General features: G+C 74.5%; 13 protein-coding genes. 6 read left to right on the forward strand and 7 right to left on the reverse strand.

Translation table 11 applies throughout. From position 1 onward, the window contains the following. Window positions 1–69 precede the first annotated feature (69 nt). The 4 genes from ACZ4XJ_RS20680 to ACZ4XJ_RS20695 form a co-directional block, all read right to left on the reverse strand. Window positions 70–2,547, reverse strand: coding sequence for a helicase-associated domain-containing protein (locus ACZ4XJ_RS20680; protein WP_468496956.1), 2,478 nt, complete (start codon window positions 2,545–2,547; stop codon window positions 70–72). Between the two features lie 74 nt (window positions 2,548–2,621). Then, window positions 2,622–4,055, reverse strand: coding sequence for an ATP-binding protein (locus ACZ4XJ_RS20685; protein ID WP_468496957.1), 1,434 nt, complete (start codon window positions 4,053–4,055; stop codon window positions 2,622–2,624). A gap of 399 nt (window positions 4,056–4,454) precedes the next feature. Then, complete coding sequence (locus tag ACZ4XJ_RS20690) at window positions 4,455–6,182, reverse strand: PP2C family protein-serine/threonine phosphatase (RefSeq protein WP_468496958.1); 1,728 nt, start codon at window positions 6,180–6,182, stop codon at window positions 4,455–4,457. Window positions 6,183–6,348: 166 nt separating this feature from the next. After that, window positions 6,349–7,314, reverse strand: a complete 966-nt coding sequence (locus ACZ4XJ_RS20695) for a nuclease-related domain-containing protein (RefSeq protein ID WP_468496959.1) — start codon at window positions 7,312–7,314, stop codon at window positions 6,349–6,351. 364 nt (window positions 7,315–7,678) lie between these two features. Here ACZ4XJ_RS20695 and ACZ4XJ_RS20700 point away from each other — a divergent pair, with 364 nt between their 5' ends. Both ACZ4XJ_RS20700 and ACZ4XJ_RS20705 read left to right on the forward strand, forming a co-directional pair. Continuing rightward, window positions 7,679–8,659 (forward strand): XdhC family protein, encoded by a 981-nt coding sequence (locus tag ACZ4XJ_RS20700; protein WP_468496960.1) that lies wholly within the window; start codon window positions 7,679–7,681, stop codon window positions 8,657–8,659. Window positions 8,660–8,999: 340 nt separating this feature from the next. Next, window positions 9,000–9,404 (forward strand): DUF6479 family protein, encoded by a 405-nt coding sequence (locus tag ACZ4XJ_RS20705; protein ID WP_362876974.1) that lies wholly within the window; start codon window positions 9,000–9,002, stop codon window positions 9,402–9,404. 149 nt (window positions 9,405–9,553) lie between these two features. Here the strand turns inward: ACZ4XJ_RS20705 and ACZ4XJ_RS20710 are convergent, their stop codons facing one another. Together ACZ4XJ_RS20710 and ligD are read right to left on the reverse strand one after the other, a co-directional pair. After that, window positions 9,554–10,465 carry an ATP-dependent DNA ligase gene (locus tag ACZ4XJ_RS20710; RefSeq protein WP_468496961.1) on the reverse strand — a complete coding sequence of 304 codons (912 nt, stop codon included), beginning with the start codon at window positions 10,463–10,465 and terminating at the stop codon, window positions 9,554–9,556. Beyond that, on the reverse strand, window positions 10,462–11,346 hold the full coding sequence (gene ligD, locus ACZ4XJ_RS20715; RefSeq protein ID WP_383986696.1) for a non-homologous end-joining DNA ligase: 885 nt from the start codon (window positions 11,344–11,346) through the stop codon (window positions 10,462–10,464). Before ligD ends, ACZ4XJ_RS20710 begins: the two co-directional genes overlap by 4 nt. 31 nt (window positions 11,347–11,377) lie before the next feature. Between ligD and ku the strand changes: the two genes are divergently transcribed. After that, a complete protein-coding gene (ku, locus tag ACZ4XJ_RS20720; protein ID WP_468496962.1) occupies window positions 11,378–12,616 on the forward strand; it encodes a non-homologous end joining protein Ku in 1,239 nt (412 codons plus the stop codon). A gap of 234 nt (window positions 12,617–12,850) precedes the next feature. On the opposite strand, the gene ACZ4XJ_RS20725 is transcribed toward ku, so the two are convergent. Beyond that, window positions 12,851–13,660 (reverse strand): nuclease-related domain-containing protein, encoded by an 810-nt coding sequence (locus ACZ4XJ_RS20725; protein ID WP_468496963.1) that lies wholly within the window; start codon window positions 13,658–13,660, stop codon window positions 12,851–12,853. A 192-nt stretch (window positions 13,661–13,852) separates the two neighbouring features. Here ACZ4XJ_RS20725 and ACZ4XJ_RS20730 point away from each other — a divergent pair, with 192 nt between their 5' ends. The 3 genes from ACZ4XJ_RS20730 to ACZ4XJ_RS20740 all read left to right on the forward strand — a co-directional run bounded on the left by ACZ4XJ_RS20730 (window position 13,853) and on the right by ACZ4XJ_RS20740 (window position 16,697). Further along, entirely contained in the window at window positions 13,853–14,482 is a 630-nt protein-coding gene (locus ACZ4XJ_RS20730) for a hypothetical protein (protein WP_468496964.1), read from the forward strand. A gap of 200 nt (window positions 14,483–14,682) precedes the next feature. Continuing rightward, the gene (locus ACZ4XJ_RS20735; RefSeq protein ID WP_468496965.1) at window positions 14,683–15,462 is read left to right on the forward strand and encodes a hypothetical protein; all 780 of its coding nucleotides are present in this window, start codon (window positions 14,683–14,685) and stop codon (window positions 15,460–15,462) included. Next, on the forward strand, window positions 15,459–16,697 hold the full coding sequence (locus tag ACZ4XJ_RS20740) for an ATP-binding protein (protein ID WP_468496966.1): 1,239 nt from the start codon (window positions 15,459–15,461) through the stop codon (window positions 16,695–16,697). Before ACZ4XJ_RS20735 ends, ACZ4XJ_RS20740 begins: the two co-directional genes overlap by 4 nt. Window positions 16,698–16,848 lie beyond the last annotated feature (151 nt).

Below are 16,848 nucleotides of genomic sequence, written 5' to 3' on the forward strand. Positions count from 1 at the left end.
CCACCCTTGTCGCCCCGGTGCCTTGTGCGCCAGACGTGGGCACCGAAGGCGACGTCTGACGCGCGCCTCCTAGCCGGCCGCAGTAAGGGTGGCGGCCAGTAGGCGGGCGCTCGCGGGGGCGCCGCGACCCGGTTCACCGTAGGCAGCGTGAGCGTGGTCCAGGGTCGGCATGAGGGTCGGGGCGCGGTCGGTAGGGGCGCGGTCGAGGAGTGTGGTGCCCGTTTCGGCTTCCTGGGTGGGGGCGTAGCCGGCCGTGCGGAGGGCTGACAGCGTCTCCTCCGGCGGGGCTGTGGAGATCAGGACCGTGGGGGCGATCCGGCGGAGTCGGAGTTTGGCCAGGCCGCGGGCCTGGTCCACCTCGGCGATCAGGGCGATGTCGTCGGAGCGAATGCAGCAGGCCGCGCGGACCACCTTGAGTTGTCCGTGGGTGCGGGCGGTGTCCTTGATCGTGTAGGCCAGTGGTTGGGGGAGGGGGATGTCGCGCTCGCTTGCCGCCGTGAGGCGGTCGAGGAGTTCGTCCGCGCTCCAGCCGGCGTCCAGGGCCCGGCGGACGGAGGTTGCCGTGATGCGCCAGACCACCGCGTGGCCCTCGGACTCGATGTCCCCGACGGTGGAGAGCAGGTCGGCGAGGGCGGGTGCGGGCGCCCCGGTGACGGTGGCGGTCAGGTCGCTCTGGAACCGGGCTTTGTCGCTGGGCTCGGGCAGCGCTGCGTACAGCTCCTCGCGGAGGGTGGTCACCGCCTTCGCCAGGGCGGGACGGAGGGAAAGACCCTCGTCCAAGCCCTCCGAGCCGCGGGCGGACGGGTCGGCGCCCGCGCCAGGCACTGCCGGGTAGTGGTGTGCGGCGCCCGCCTCCAGCAGGCGGCACAGGGACCGGCCGACGGGGGTGAGCGCGCCGTGGGCGACCACGCCGAGCAGGGCCGCCTCTGTCAGGGTGGCCGCCATGCGGTCGAGGACTCCGTCCAGGCCGGTCAGCTCCCCCGTGGCGTCTGCGGCCAGGTGAGTGCGCAGGGCGGGCTGGAACCATGCGGCCAGGGCGAGCAGTTCGGTGTATCCGCGCGCGTTCGCGGTCAGCCCGTGTCCGTCGGGGAGGAGGGCGAGCGCTCGTAGGACCCCCGCGCGGAGGGTCACGGCGTCCTCGTCCTGCGGGCTGATGAGCGCGACCGGGGTCTCGTCGGGGTCCGGCCAGTGGCTGAGAACTGCGGGGACCACGGCCCAGGCTGCCAGGAGCGGCAGCAGTTTGCCCGCGGGCGGAGCGGCGGCCCAGGCATCGTAGCGGTCGCTCGGCAACAGCCGGGCGCAGGGTTTGGGGGCCTTCGGGTTCCGGCGGCCGCGGAAAGCGGGGGCCGGTTCGTCGTCCCGGGGCGCGGCCAGTCCGGCGTTCACCGCGAGGTCCAGCCACAGCCGGGTGCCGGCCTCATCGGCCCCGGCCGCCTTGGCCAGCCGCCGGGTGTCCCGTACGGCGATCCCGCCCGCCTTGCGAATCGCGACCGGCTCGGCGGCCAGCGCCCGCAGTACCAGTTCGGCCCGCCAGGCGGCCGCCGCGGCGGCCGTGCCACCCTCGCCCTCCCAGCCGGACGGCAGCGGCGCGGTGGCGGTGAACGGCTCTGGTTCCAGTCGGGGGCTGGGTGCCGCGCCCCCATCGCGGAGCGCACGGGCGACCTCGTAGGGAAGCTCCACCAGGTCGAGACCGACGGGAACCAGTAGTCCGCGCGCGGCCAGCCAGTCGGTGCCCTCGTCACCGCTGCCGCCCTCCCGGAAGACGTACTTGGAGTCCGGTCCCGCGTGCTGCTCCCCGTACCGGCCGGCGAAGCAGTGGGTACGCAGCAGCGGCGGGCCGGGTACCAGGTGGTCCAGCAGCTCCAGCGCCCGGGCAGGGGCATCCGCCACCAGTGCCCGCACCCGGGCGGGGTCGGCGAGCAGGGCGGTGATCAGCTCCTGGGCCTGGTCGCGGGTACGTGCTGCGCCCTCGCCGAGGAGGTTTGCGGCGATCCGCTTGACCTCGGGGGCGTTGTAAGCGGTGGTCAGCAGCCGGTCGGCTGTACGCCCGTAACCGTCGAACCCGGCGGCGCGGACGTGCAGCAGTGGTGGGAGCGCCAGTCGGCCCTTGGGCGCGGGGAGCAACAACGCGCGCTCCCGCAGTTGGGTGAGTGTGTGTTCCGCCCGCTGCCGCTTCTCCCCCGGCTCGAACCAGGACAGTACGTCCCGCTCGGGCACCAATCGGTCCGCGGGTTCCACCGGGGGCACGGGCTTCCGCTGTTGCCAGGGGTATCGGGGCCCATCCTCGTCCTCCCCACCGGCTGCGGGGCCGTGCCGCTCCAGAGCAAGGGCGGCGATGGAAGCGAGCAATTCCAGTTCTCCGGCGGTGCCCGCCAGCAGGCCCTGGCCCACCGACTCGTCGGTGAGCAAGTGTTCGGCGAGCTCGCGGACGGTGGTGATCCGTCGGTACCCGGCGGCGAGCGGCAGATCCCGCTCCTCCAGCAATGCGGTCAGCCGCTCGGGATCCAGGGTGCCCAGCCATTTCGCGAGGGCGGTACGCGCATTCACCCGGCCAGGCTAGCGCCGTCCGGTCACCCCGCGGGGGTGAACCGGCCGCCGTCACCACCTCGCGGTTTCCCTGACTACTGCCAGGCGCGAACAAGGTCCTCCGGACCCCAATGCGCCGCAAGGGGCAGATCGTCCTCAACGCCACAGCGGGACACTGCCACCAGCGCCGTGTCCCGCTCGGCGCCGGGCACAGCGAGCACGTCTCGTACCAGGGCGTCGTACTCACGTCGGCCGAACGGCTGCGACTCCAGCCACTTCACCGAGCCGATGAAATGGACCTGCCCTGCCACGGGTTCGCGGTCGGCTCCGATCAGGTCGATCTCCGGGTTGTTCTGCCGGTTCCACCAGCCCCCGACCGCCTCCGTCTGCGGCCACATCTCGTCGGGCAGCAGCCGCAGCAGCGACTCGCGGACGACCGGCTCCACGGCCCGGCCCCGCCATGTCGTCCACGACCGCTCGATGCGCTCCAGCGCCAGATCACCACGACCGCGCTCGATGAGCGGGATCCCGCGTTGCAGGAAAGCAAGCCAGAACCGCAGGTACGGATCAGCGATGCGATAGCGCTTGTTCTTGCTGTCCGCCTTGATCGAGAGCGGCAGGTCAGCGGCCAGGACTCGCTTGGCAAGCAGCGTGTTCAGCAGCGGAGACAACGTGCCCGAGGGCAGTGCGCCGGCACCACCGGCTTGCGCGGCAATGGTGGAGAAGGTCCGCTCGCCACTGCCGACCGCTTCCAGGATCGCGCGCGAGTGGGACGCCTCGGGAAACTCCCCCAGCAGCGACAGCTCGCCCGCCACCAACAGCGGGGCAAGCGGGTTGGACACGGTCTCGCGCAGAAAGTCTCGGCGGCCCATCCCCGGCCGCCAGGACTGAACGATTTCCGGGAACCCTCCGGTGATCAGCAGCGCGTCCACCGCTTCCGCCGCGTCCAGACCGGTCATCGCCTGCACATCGGCCAGATGCAGCGGCCGTACGGTCATCTTGGACGCCCGGCCGAAGAACGGGCGGCCATAGGACTGCAGCGCCTCCATCACCGACATGTCACTGCCGACCAGGATCAGCAGGACGGGCTTGGCGGACAGGTGCCGGTCCCAGACCGTCTGCAGCGCCCCCTCGAACTCCCCGTCCTGCTCCACCAGCCACGGCACCTCGTCGAGCACCGCAATGCTCGGGACATCGTCCGGAATCGCGACCGCCAGGGAACGCAGCGCCTGGTTCCAGTCGGAGGCCTGCAGCCCGGCCACCAGCTCGGCCCCGGGAAGAGGGGAATGCGCCAGCGTCGAGGCGAAGTCCGCCCGCTCGGCCACCGCGTTGCGTCCCCCGGTCGCCTGGAAGACCACGTACGGAAGCCCGGAACGGTCGCAGAACTCCTGGACCAGACGAGACTTGCCCACCCGGCGCCGGCCCGTCACGGTCACGGCCTGACCACGCGTGGCGCCCGTACCGCTGACCACCAGGCCCAGCTGCCGAGCCAGCTGATCCAGGTCGGCAGACCTGCCCTTGAACTCCATCAGCGCCCATTCCTGGCATTCAGCAAACGTAGGTTCGATATTACGTAGATTGAATCTTACTTAGACCCTAGCTCGCTTCTGGCGCTCTCACCGGCAGCCCCGCCGAGGCGGAGGGGAAGGATCCGTGCGCCGGCGCCTCAACCCACTGCGGCCCACACCATGCACATTCAGCGATATTCAGATATTTCCGAGTCGTGGGATATACGCGGGACGACAGACCTGCAACTCATCAGGTACACATCTGACCTGGGCAAACACCTCGGCGTGGTCCGGCCTCCGGAGCCGTGTGCGCAGGCACTTCGCAGGAAGTGCCCAAGACCCCGCCATCAGCGGTCACGCTGAGACGGGGTCTTCGTGTTTGTGGGGGTCAACTCGCTTGCTGGGGCCGCTGGTACGGGGTCAGGTGGGGGGCAGGACCTCCACCGCTAGCAGGCAGGTGTCGTCCGCCAGTTGGTCTTCCTCGTACCAGGTCATCAGGGAGTCCAGGGTGGCGCGGGCGCCGAGGCCCGCGCAGGTGGACAGGCGGTGGCGGAGTTGCGCGATGCTGTCCGTGATGTCCTCGCCCCGGCGCTCGACGAGGCCGTCCGTGTAGAGGAGGACGAGGTCGCCCGTGGTCAGCGGCAGGTCGGCGGTCTCGTAGCGGCCCCCCGGCAGCATGCCCAGGAGCGGGCCGCGGTGCGAGGTGTCCAGCACGGTGGCTTCGGTGCCACGGAGCAGGAGGGGCGGGGGGTGGCCGGCGCAGGCCCAGGTGAGGCGGCGCTCGGCGTCGATGTGTCCGATGACGGCGGTCGCCGTCTGCGCCGACGGGTCGGCGCAGAGCAGTTCGTTGAGCCAGGTGGTCAGGTCCGCGGCGTCCGTGCCCGGCGCGTGGGCGAGGCCGGCGAGGGCGTGGCGCTGCTGCGCCATCCGGGCGACGGCTCCCAGGCCGTGGCCGCAGGCGTCGCCGACGGCGAGCAGGATCCGGCCGTCCGGCAGGGCCCGGCACTTGTACCAGTCGCCGCCGATCGCGGCGTGCGGTTCCGCGGGCAGGTAGGCCGCGGCCACCGCGTACCCCAGGCCGGCGAGCTCCGTCGAGTGGGTCGGCAGGAGCGCCTCCCGCAAGGCGGAGGCCACGCGGCGTTCGGCGGCGACCTGCTGGCGGAGCCGTTCGCCTTCGCGGCGGGTCTGCGCGAGCCGGGTGCGGGAGCGGACCTGCGTGGTGAGGTCGCGTGCGATGAGGTGGAACGCCCAGGGCACGGAGTCCTCGTCGATCACCGGCCGGCCGAGGACGTGCAGCGTACGGATGTCGCCGCGCACGTTGAAGCGGATGTCCTGGCCCGGTGGCTCCTCGCCGTCGAACAGGGCCCGCAGCAGTCGTCCGAACGCGGGGACGTCACCGGGCGGCACGGTGTCGCACAGGTCGGTGAGCGTCATCGGGCGGCCGGGTTCGGTACGGAAGATCGCCGCGAGGCCGTCGGACCAGGTCGCGGCGCCGGACAGCAGGTCGAAGTAGGCCCAGCCCATGCCGGCGATGTGCTGCGCCTCCAGGGACAGCACTTCGGTGGGCTGGTGCGCGGGGCGCCACGTGGCGAGGACCTGGCCGCAGCAGGAGGCGGCGTCGTAGAGCAGCTTCGTGCGGTGGAGCCCGTCGGGGCGCCATTCGGTGTAGTCGACGGGGTGGGCCTTGAGGGCGCGACCCGTACGCAGGACCTCGCGCAGGGCGTCGAGCAGGCCCGCGCCCTCGGCGCCTGGTCGTACGTCGCCGAGGCGTTCGCCGACGAGCCGGTCGGGGGCGTCGAGCCAGGCGGAGGAACGGACGTGGTTGCCCGCGCGGACGCGGAAGTCGACGGTGCGGCCGCGGTCGTCGGTGACGGGCGCGAGCAGGGCGGCCGACACCGGGATCGCGGGCAGGGTGGCGCAGACGCAGGCCCAGGGGTCGTGCCCCTGCGCCGCGTCGCCGCAGCCGTGGCCGCGTGCGTCGCTGCCGCCGCACGGGCACTCCCGGTCGGCGGTCGGCGCCCGGGGGTCCGGGGCGGGGGGCTCGCGGCGTACTCCGGCGCGCCGGGCCGCCGCGGTCCGTAGGGATGCCACCTCGCCGGCGATGAGCTGCTTCAGTCCCTCAGGGTCCTGGGGAACGGCCGGGCCCATGGCTCGCCTGCTTTCTCGGTGCGCAGCGGCTCCCCGCCATCGGCCGGCGGTGCGCGTACGCCCATGCTGCGCACGCCTCGCGCGCCCGCGCACCTCGGGGGCGGGGCCGGCAGGCCCGGCCGTCCGCCCCGCCGGGTCCGTACGCCGGGGGTGGCGGGGCCCCGGGTCAGGCGGCGAGCCAGGCCCTTCGGTGGCGGGCGACCGCGTACACGAGGTCGACCTGTTCAGGGGCGAGCCGTCCGGTGAGGGGACCGAGGGCGGCGACCTCCCTTTCCCGGTACACCCGGACCCGGGACCGGCCGGCCGCCCTCGGGATCTCCCGCGCCCCCACGAAGACGAGGACCGGCTCCACCTCCACGGGGAACGGGCAGTGCCGCTCCAGGACGCCACGGGCGAGCGCCGCCTCGGCCCGGCTCCGGGCCGGGTAGGGGTGCGCCGGCCCGTGGTCGACCTTGACCACGTCGTCGCCCACCCAGATCGACTTTCCGCCGAAGTTCTTGGTGTTGACGGTGAAGACCCCTCCCGGTCCGACGAGCAGGTGGTCGATGTCCCCGCCCCGGGTGAGGGGGATCGAGTGCAGGACCTTCCAGCCCTGGGACCTGAGGCGGTCGAGTTCGGCCCCGGCGATGCGCTCGCCGGCCAGTCCCTTGAACCAGGGGTCCCATTCGGTCTCGCGCCGCAGGAGCCGGTCCAGGGTGCGTCGGAAACGGCTCGGGCCCTTCGAGCGGAGCATCTCCTGTATGCCGGAGCCCGGCCGGTTGAGCGCGAGGTCGTCGGGCGCCCTCAGCGGCGGCAGGCTCCGGGTACCGGTGCGACCGCCGCGGGAGGCGGGCGCGGGTCGGGCGGGGGGCTGCGGGGCGGGGGCCGGCGGGGTGCGGGCCGGCGGGGCCAGGGGCGGCGGGGCGGGCTCGGGGCGGCGGGGATCGGCCGCGGGCTGCGGTGCGGGCGGCTCCGGGAGCTCCGCCAGGTGCCGTCCGAGCAGGGCGAGTGCCTCCTCGCGGTGTTCCTCGGCGAGGACCGTCACCCGGCCCGTCCGGCAGTCGGCCCAGGCGACGGCGGCGCCGTCCGGCAGGTTCACGTACAGCCGGTCGTGACCGGACCTGCGCCACCGAGACACCTTCAGTCGCCCCACACCGCCCCCTGACCCGTCGCGCCGCCCCGTCCATGGGAACAGTCGGACCGCGCCCCCACAAGATGCCCTGCTCGCGGGCCGGACAACCCGGGACCGGCGGCGGCCCGTTCCGTAGGAGACGTGCGGGCGTGGCCGCCGTGTTCCCGAAGTGCCCTGCGCGTGTGCGTGTTTCGTCGCCACCGTTCAAGCGGTACGGGCCGGGGGCGGGGTTCCGGTGGTCCGTACGAGGGGGTGGGGTGGGGTCTGTGGGATTCGGGGGGTGGGGTGCGGGTGGGGGCGTGCGTAGGGTGGTCGGCGAGGCCGCCTTGTGTCGTTGACCTGGCACTTTGCGGGTACGGAGCGCGTAGAGGATGGGGCGACGAGCATGCGTGAGCTGGCGGAGACGGCGCGGCAGTGGGTGTCCGAGGGGCGGGCCGGGTTCCTGGCGCGGCCGGTGACCGAGCAGGGGTTCGGGCCTCGGGATCCGTCCGGGGCGGTGCTCGTGGACGCGCGCGGGGAGTGCGTCGGGGCGCTGTACCGCGGGGTGTTCGACGCCGAACTCGTCGCCGAGGCGGGGGCGATGGCGCCGGGGCGCAGCGCCCGGGTGTGCGAGGTGTCGGTGGGCGCGGGCGAGGCCGTGGAGGCCCGGTTGACGTGCGGCGGGCAGGCCGAGGTGCTGCTCCAGCCGCTGACGGAGATCCCGGCCGAGTGGTGGGAGCTGCTCGGGACGGGCGCCGGCGTGGCCCTCGTGACGCGGCTGGACGAGAGCGCGGAGAACGCGGTGAGCCGGGTCGTACGGGTGGGCGGGACGCCGGCCGACGATGCCGAGCGGCGGGCCGGGGAGCTGCTGGGGACCCGGCGGCCGGGGCGTGACGCGCTGTACGGGGGGTCGGGGCTGGTGCTCGTCGAGGCGTACCCGTCCGCGCCGCACGTGGTGATCGGCGGGGGCGGGGAGCTCGCCGAGGTCATCGGGAAGCAGGCGGCGCTGCTGGGCTGGGAGTCGGTGACCGTGCACACCGCCGCCGAGGCGGCGAAGGTGCTCGGCGACCACCGGGACGCCGCCTGTCTGGTGCTGCTCAGTCACGAGCCGGACTTCGACGTGCCGACCCTGAAGACGGCCCTGACGCTCGGGATCCCGTACGTGGGCGCCCTCGGCTCGCGGCGGACGACCGCCCGGCGGCGGGAGGGGCTGATCGCGGCGGGGGTCGGTGAGGAGGGGCTGGCGCTGGTGCACGGCCCGATCGGTCTGGACCTCGGCGCCAAGACCCCGGCCGAGACGGCCCTGGCCATCTGTGCCGAGATCCTCGGCGTGCTGGGTGGGCGCGGCGCGCGGGGGCTGCGGGACTCCGACGGCCCGCTGCGCTGACCGGCCGCCGGGGCCTGCCGGCGGGTGGCGGTGGGGGTGCCGGGCGCCTGCCGCGGGCGTGCGGGGCGGGGGCTGCGGGCGGGCGGGACGGGGCTGCTCCGCTCGGCGGAGTTGGTTGGCCTGAGGGGCGGAGCCTGCCCGCCGCGGGGGCCTGGGCTGTGGGCGGCGGGGGACGCGTCACCCGTACGGCCCATGCTGCCCGCGCGGGCGGGGCAGGGGGTCCGGCGGGGCGGTCCGTACGCCGTCGGGGGTGTTGCGGGGCGTCGGGTCGGCGGAGACGTTCGCGGATTGCTCGCACCACCCGCGTGAATTCGGAACAAATGCGGGGAAAATAGGATGTATGAACACGAGCCTGAACACCCTCGCGCTGAACACGGCGCTGAGCGACATCGCATGGTTCCTGCTCGTCGGGATCATCGTGGTCGGCTTCCTGCTCGGCGGTTTCATCCTGGGCAAGCGGGTCCGGAACCAGGAACCGGCACCCCCCAGCGCCGAGAGCCAGCCGCACCTGCCCGAGGGCGGGGCGGTCTACGAGGTCCGTGAGGAACGGGAGTCCGTGGAGATCCCGGAAGGCGGCCTGCGACCGCACGAAATGCAGGGCTACGGCAACTTCGGCTCCACCACCCACAGCCACCAGGACGAGGCCCGCGCCGAGCGGGAGTCCGGGTACGGGCACGTCGAGGGTCCCCACCCGCACGTCCAGCCCGGCGCCCCGCCGGACTCCGGACGCGGCGCACACGCCTGACGTCCGCACGCCCGATGTCGCACGCCTGACGTCACACGCCTGACGTCGCAAGTCCGACGTCCCGCGCCCGACGTCCCGACCCCGCCCCGTCCTCCCCGTCCGTCCCGACCCCCGACGCCCCGCCCTCTGACCCGCGCCTCCCGCGCGGGTCAGAGGTCCGTCCGGAGCCGGAGCACCTCGGGGGGCGGGTGGCGGGCCGAGCTGTGGCGGACCTCGGCGGCCAGCGGCGGGTCGAGCGGGCGGTACGGCACCTCGCCGAGCCCGATGGCGGTGACCGTGCCCCCGGCCGGCGCGGTCCGGGCGCGGGCGGCGATCGCGGCCGCCAGTTCCGTACGCGGTCCGGCCGCCAGCGGGCTCGACACCAGCGGCGCCCCGTCCTCCTCCCCCGGCAGGACCAGTACCAGGGCCACCGGGCGGGCCGGGGTGCCGGTGTAGCCGACGGCCGCCGCGTCCCGTACGTCGGTGTGCCGGAGCTTGCGCCAGGCGCGTCGGCCGGCGGGGTACGCCTGGTCCAGCCGTTTGACGACCAGGCCCTCGATGCCGCTGGCCGGCAGGGTTTCGTACCAGGTCTGGGCCAGCTCCGGATCGGTGGTCATCGGCACCGGTTGGAGCGGCGGCCCGAGCGGGAGCAGCAGGTCGACGAGGAGGGCTCGACGGCGTTCGTACGGGCGGCCGCGCACGTCGAGCCCGGCCAGTTCCAGTACGTCGAAGGCCGCGTACGAGGCGGGCAGGCTCTGCGCGAGCACCGCGGCCCGGGCGGCCGTGGGGGCCGCCGCGCGGCGCTGGACGAGCGCGAAGTCGGTGCGGCCCGCGTGCCAGACGACGACCTCCCCGTCCAGGACGGTTCCGGCGGGCAGCAGGCGGGCGGCGGCTGCCAGATCGGGGAAGGCCGCGGTCACGTTCCGGCCGGATCGGGCCTGGAGCAGCACGCCCGCGGTCGTGCGCACGACGACCATGCGGTGCCCGTCGAACTTCGGCTCGTACGCGAGGCCCGCCCCGCGCGGCAGGGTCCGTACGGCGGCGGCGAGCGCGACCCGTACGGGTCCGGCGGGCGCCGTCACGGCAGCCTCCCGGCCTGCGCGGGATCGAGCAGTGGGGCGAGGAGGTCTCCGTCGAGGGCGAGCCGGGGCGGGATGTCGTCGGCGAGGAACACCAGGTCGGAGCCGGTCCGGCAGGCGGCGACCTCCTCCCAGGAGACGGGCGCCGAGACGGTCGGCAGCTCCCGGGCGCGCAGCGTGTAGGGGGCGGCCGTGGTCTTGGCGGCGGCGTTCTGGCTGTGGTCGACGAAGACCTTGCCGGGGCGCAGCGCCTTGGCCATCCGGTGCACCACCAGGTCGGGGAGGGCCCGTTCGGCCTCCTGCGCGAGGCCCTTGGCGTACGCGGACACCTGCTCGGAGGGGGTCGGCTCCAGGGCGACGGCCAGGTGGAGGCCCTTGGAGCCCGAGGTCTTGGCGTAGGCGTGCAGGCCGTCGGCGGCGAGGCGTTCGCGCAGCCAGAGGGCGGCGGCGCAGCACGCGACGACGTCGGCGGGGGGTCCGGGGTCCAGGTCGAGGACGATCCGGTCGGCGACGGCGGGCCGGTCGGCGCGCCACTGGGGGGTGTGGAGCTCGACGACCAGGTTGGCCGCCCACATGAGGGTGGGCAGGTCGTCGACGATCACCTGTTCGGCGGATTCGTCCTCGGAGCGCGGGACGCGGGCGGTGCGCACCCAGTCGGGTGTGCCGGGCGGCGGGTTCTTCGTGAAGAACCGCTGTCCGTCGGGACCGTCGGGATAGCGCAGGAAGGAGACGGGACGGTCGCGGACGTGCGGAAGGAGGGAGTCCGCGACGGTGGCGTAGTAGTGCAGCACCTCGCCCTTGGTGAACCCGGTCCGCGGGTACAGGACCTTGTCCAGGTTGCTGAGCGCGATGCGACGCCCCTCCACCATGGTGATCGGCGTCATACGATGAGATTGCCACGAATCAGGAGGAACCGTGCGATCCATTTGGAACGGGGCCATCTCCTTCGGCCTGGTCAGCATCCCGATCAAGCTCGTGAACGCGACCGAGAGCCATTCGATCTCCTTCCGTCAGATCCACCTCGCCGACGGCGGGCGGATCCGCTACCGCAAGGTGTGCGAGCTGGACGGCGAGGAGGTGTCGGGCGGCGACATCGGCAAGGGGTACGAGGAGGCGGACGGGGCGATCATCCCGATCACCGACGAGGACCTGGCGCAGTTGCCGATCGCGACCGCGCGGACGATCGAGATCATGTCGTTCGTCCCGGCGGAGGAGATCGATCCGTTGCAGATGGACGCCGCGTACTACCTCGCGGCGAACGGGCCGACGGCCGCGAAGCCGTACACGCTGCTGCGGGAGGCGCTGAAGCGGAGCCGGAAGGTGGCGATCGCCAAGTACGCGCTGCGGGGGCGGGAGCGGCTCGGCATGCTGCGGGTCGTCGACGACGTGATCGCGATGCACGGTCTGCTGTGGCCGGACGAGATCCGGGTCCCGGAGGGGGTTGCTCCGGAGGCGGACGTCTCGGTACGGGAGGCCGAACTCGACCTGGCGGACGCGTTGATGGCGACGCTCGGGGAGGTGGAGATGGCCTCGCTGCACGACGACTACCGGGAGGCCGTCGAGGCGATGATCGCGGCGAAGGCGGGCGGGGCGTTCGAGCCGTCGGAGGCGAGGGCGGAGCCGGCCGGAGGCCAGGTGATCGACCTGATGGCGGCGCTGGAGAAGAGCGTACGGGCGGCCAAGGCCTCGCGCGGCGAGGGGGGCTCCGCCGGTACGGGCGCGGGGTCGGAGTCGAGGTCGGAGTCGCGGTCGGAGTCGGACGACGGGGCCGGCGTCGGGCAGGTCCCGGCCGAGGTGACGCCGATCCGGCGGCGGGCGGCCGCGGCGCCGAAGGCGGTCGGCGGGAAGAAGTCGGCGGCGGGGGCGGGTGGGGCCGCCCGGAGCACGAAGACGGCGAGGTCGGTGAAGACGACCTCGGGAGCCGCCAAGACAGCCGGGTCCGCGAAGGCTTCGGGGACGGGCGGGGGGTCCAAGTCGACGGCGAAGAAGGCCACTTCGGCGGCGGGGAAGAAGACGGCGGCGAAGAAGACCACCGCCGCCACGACCGCGAAGGCCTCGTCCCGGACGGCCGCCAAGGCCACCACGAAGAGCAGCGGAACCGCGAAGGCCGGCACGCAGCAGGCTTCCCCCGCCCGCAAGAAGGCCTCGGCCTGACGCGGGTGGGCGGGGGCGGGCGGGGCCGCCCGGCGGGCCTCGGCCGGGTCGGGCGGTCGGCCGGTCCGCGTACGTCACCCGCGGCGGGGGCCGCGACGCTGAAGGCTGCCGCGCGGGTTTCGGCCGGGTCGGGCGGTCGGCCGGTCCGCGTACGTCACCCGCGGCGGGGGCCGCGAGCCTGAAGGCTGCCGCGCGGGTTTCGGCCGGGTCGGGCGGTCGGCCGGTCCGCGTACGTCACCGGCGGCGGGGGCCGCGCCAGGTGCTGAGGTCGCGGCCGAGGGTGAAGAGGGCTTCGACGTCCGGGAGTTTGAGGGTGACGGGGGCCGCCGCGAGGGCGCCGGCGGCGGTCGGGAGTTGGAGGACGCGGATGTCGCGCGGCGTCGGGGCCACCTCCAGGCGGGAGGCGTCCGCCACGACGAGGGCCGGGACGACCGGCACGGACAGGACCCGGGCCGCGCGGCCGGCCGCGTCGCGTATCCACCGGGGATCCGGGCGGGGTTCGGAGCGGCCCACCGCGAGCAGCAGGTCACCGATGTGCACGCGCTGTCGGCGCCCCGCGACCGACAGGATCGCGAACACCCCCGGCGGGCCGATGAGCAGGTGGTCCAGCAGGCCGAGCCCCGGTATCGGAACGTCGTGCACGGCCCGCCAGTCCGCCGCCTCCAGCGCCTCCAGCTCCGCGCCGGTCCGTTGCCGCAGCTGGAGGTCCTGACGCACCCGGTGCCGGGCCCGGCTGCCCGGCGAGCCGTACGTCAGCTCGCCGATCAGGGTCTCCCCCGGGCGGTTCGGGGCCAGGTCCTCGTCCGGGGCGAGCACCAGGCGGCGCAACTCGGCGGTGGTGGGTACCGGGGGCGGGCCCAGTGTCCAGTCGCCGGTCAGGTACGGGCCCAACGCCGCCAGTACCGCCTCGCGTTGGTCGTCCGACAGCAGGCTGACCCGGTTGGGTTGGCGGTCGTACCAGGCCACCGCCCGGCCGTCCGGCCCGTTGACGTACAGCCGGCCGCGGCCGGGCCGGCCGCTCGGCAGCACTCGCAGTCCCCGCATCGTCCTCACCCCCGCCTTCCATGGGAGCAGGCGACGGGCCGCGGGGCAATCCCTCGGCTGTGTAACGACTCCGTCGGGACGCTGCAGCCTCGCTGTTACAAGAACACCGGCGTACCGCAACGGCCGCCGGCTACTTTGAGGTTCCCCGGACCCGCCGTACCGGCCGGATCCGATCTGCCCCGAAGGAATTCCGTGAACTCCGCCCGCCGCCGCACCCTCGTCCGCGTCGCCGTCGGGACCGCGTGCGCCGTCGGCCTGCCGGCCCTGACCTGCGTCGCCGCGGCCGCGGACCCGTTCGCCGACGCGGCGCCGGCCGCGTCCTCGACGCAGCGGACGCCGGTCAAGAGCGTCGCCCTGGCGGACGGCCGGTCGATCGCCCGGGTGTACCGGCTGGGGCCGGACGCGTACCAGGCCGACATCCTGCGCGCCGGGGTCACCGTCGCCACCTTGACCAGCCGGGACGGATTCACCGGCTTCGTCAGCACCGGCGAGCTGCACGCCTCGCTGCGGCCCGACGGCGGGCTCACCACCTGGGTCGGCGATACCCGTCCCGGCGACGACGCCCGCGCGGTGGACGCCGCCGGGCACAAGACCGGGACCCGTAGCGGGCACGTGGTCCCCGCGTCGTCGCAGCGCGCGGGCGGGGCAGACGGGGCCGGTACGGGCGGGGCCGCCGGTACGGCCGAGGCGCTGCGGCTGAACACCCTGGCCGACGGGCCCGGCGAGGGCATGCTGCTGCTGGCCGCGGGCGGCGGGATCGCGGCCGTCGGCGCGGCGGGGCTGGGTTTCGCGATGCTGCGGCGGGGGCGGTCGGGGGGCTGACGGCCCGGGGAGGCTCCCGAGGCGGGTGCCGGGTCGCGTTCCGGCTTCCGTCCCGGTTCCGGGCCGGCTCCCCGGTGGGGCGTCGGTCGGGGGGTCGGGTGTCGATCCGGGGGTCGGGACGATCGACAAATGGGGCGTACCTCTGCATAAGGTGGCGGGGCATCGTCCGCCGTCGCCTTGTGAGAGGAGCCCCTGCCGCCGTGGCCGTTCCCGAGACCCCGGGCCGCTCGCGCACGCCGCGCACGCCGCGCACGCCGCTTCGCGGGGGCCGTTCGCTGCTCCTGGCGGCGCTCCTGCTGCCGTTGGCGGCGGGGTGCGGTGACACCGGCGGGCTGGTGCAAGCCGGGCCGACCCCGACGGCGAGCGGGCCCGTACACCTGTGGCCGGAGCGCAAGGGGGCCGACGTACCGCCGGCCGATCCGGGGGGCGCGCCGCCGGAGTACGTACCGGGGCTGGCGCCGGTCGCCGACCAGGACGTCCACGCCGTCGATCCGGTGGCCCTCGTCCAGGCCGAGCTGCGGGCGTACCCGAACAAGTCCGTCGGCCCCGACGGCATGTACCCGCAGACCGCCGCCGCGGTGCTGGCCTGCGGGACGGCGGGGGCGGACCCGGCGAAGTGCCCGGTGCTGGCGCCGTACTACCGGGACCTGACGGGGAACGGCAAGGACGAGCTCGTGATCGGCATCGAGTTCCCCGACCGGATGATGTCCGTACGGGTGTACACCGCCGATCCGGACGGCCGGCTCAACCGGATCATGGCGACCACGGAGACCGTCGTGGCCGTGGAACTGGCCGGTCGGGACGTCATCCTGCGGGTGCCCAGCGGGAACCCCGGGTACGAGCTGATCACCGCGTGGTCGTGGGACGAGAGGCAGCGGTCGATGCTGCCGACGCGGGAGCAGATCGTACGGGTGCCGGCGAAGCCGTCGGGGTCGGCCGGGCCGGCCGGGCCTTCGCGGGCGGGGGCGGGGGGTCGGTGAGGGTGCGGCTGCCCGCGTGGACGGCCACGCTGACCTGGAAGTCGGCGTGCTTCATCGTGGTGATGTGCTGCTCGCTGGCGGCGGTGCTGGGCGTGCTGGTGCACGTCGAGGTGACGCGCCAGACGGTGGCGACGGCGCGGGACAAGGCCCTCGGCAAGCTGCACGACGCCTCGCGGGCGTACGAGGCCGGCGAGGTCCTGCCGCCGGAGTCCGGGCTGGATCCGGTGGGGCTGCCGCCGGAGCTGCGGGAGCTCGCGCTGAGCGGCCGTCGGGGGACGCTGGTTGCCGACTACGAGGGGCGGGCCGTGATGTGGGGCGCCGCCCCGGCCGACGGGCGGGCGTTGGCCGCCGCGGTCGACTACAGCCAGAGCGCGCGGACGATCAGCGGGCTGGACAACGCGATCATCGGCTCGTCGGCGCTGGCGCTCGGGGGGACGCTGCTGGTGGGGGCGTTCGCGGTGACGCGGGTGACGCGGCGGCTGCACCAGACGGCGACGGTCGCGCGGCGCATCAGCCACGGCGACCTGGACGCGCGGGTCGACGACCCGCGCACGAAGGATCCCGGGCGGCGGCAGGACGAGGTGTCGACGGTGGCCGGGGCGTTGGACACGATGGCGGGCACGCTGCAGGACAAGTTGCTGCGGGAGCAGCGGTTCACGGCGGACGTCGCGCACGAGTTGCGGACGCCGTTGACGGGGTTGCAGGCGGCGTCCGAGTTGCTGCCGGAGGGGCGGCCGACGGAGTTGGTGCGGGAGCGGGTGCGGACGATGCGGCAGCTGACGGAGGACTTGCTGGAGATCTCGCGGCTGGACTCGCGGAGCGAGGTCGTGGAGACGGACCTGCACCAGTTGGAGCGGTTGGTACGGAGGGTGGTTCGGGGGGCGGTGGGGGTGGGGGTGACGGAGGTGGTGGTGCGGTGTGATGTGCACGTCGAGACGGATCGGCGGCGGTTGGAGCGGGTGCTCGGGAATCTGGTCGTGAACGCGCACAAGCACGGGCGGGGGCCCGTGGTGGTGACGGTGGACGGGCCGGTGGTGACGGTACGGGACCACGGGGACGGGTACCCGCAGTACCTGCTGGACGGGGGGCCGCAGCGGTTCCGGAGCGGGGGGCGGGGGCACGGGCTGGGGCTGACGATCGCGGCGGGGCAGGCGGAGGCGATCGGGGCGCGGTTGGTGTTCCGGCGGGCGGAGGGGGGTGGGGCGGAGGCGGTGCTGACGTTGCCGTTGCCCTGACCGGGCGGGGGGGGTGGGGGCTGCGGGTGAGGGCTGCGGGTGGGGGCTGCGGGTGGGGTCGGGGGGGGGGGCGGGGGGGGGGGGGGGGGGGGGGGGGGGGGGGGGGGGGGGGGGCGCGGCGCCGGCGGCGGGGGGGGGGGGCCGCGCGGCC

The organism is Streptomyces sp. NPDC029836 (genome assembly GCF_055574495.1).